Below are 324 nucleotides of genomic sequence, written 5' to 3' on the forward strand. Positions count from 1 at the left end.
CTGGCTTTTTCCGTGTACATAGTCGATGAGATATGACAATCCATAATTTGCATAATCCTGCTTAGAACTCAATTCAGCTAACCTATAATCCAATGTTTCCACTGTTTGTTGCAAATAACCCAAGTCTTCATGGATATTAGTAATAGTACTTCTAACTCCAGCAACTTCATCCTTAGTTGACCTTTGCAACTCATTCAGCTTGAGCATTTTGTCATTCAAATTCTGAATTCTCTGGGTCAAATGCTTCTTGGTATCAGCAATGACATCTGAGGCATGCTGCAACTTTTTGGTTAAATCTGCAACAGCTTTTTCCATATTCCGTCT

General features: G+C 37.7%; 1 protein-coding gene. It reads right to left on the reverse strand.

What is annotated here, in order from left to right; genetic code table 11:
• A partial coding sequence (locus L9G74_RS23965; RefSeq protein ID WP_238898544.1) for a DUF1664 domain-containing protein occupies positions 1-315 on the reverse strand: 315 nt, incomplete at its 3' end.
• Positions 316-324 lie beyond the last annotated feature (9 nt).

This window comes from Shewanella electrica (assembly GCF_022321485.1).
GTDB classification, from domain to species: Bacteria; Pseudomonadota; Gammaproteobacteria; order Enterobacterales; family Shewanellaceae; genus Shewanella; species Shewanella electrica.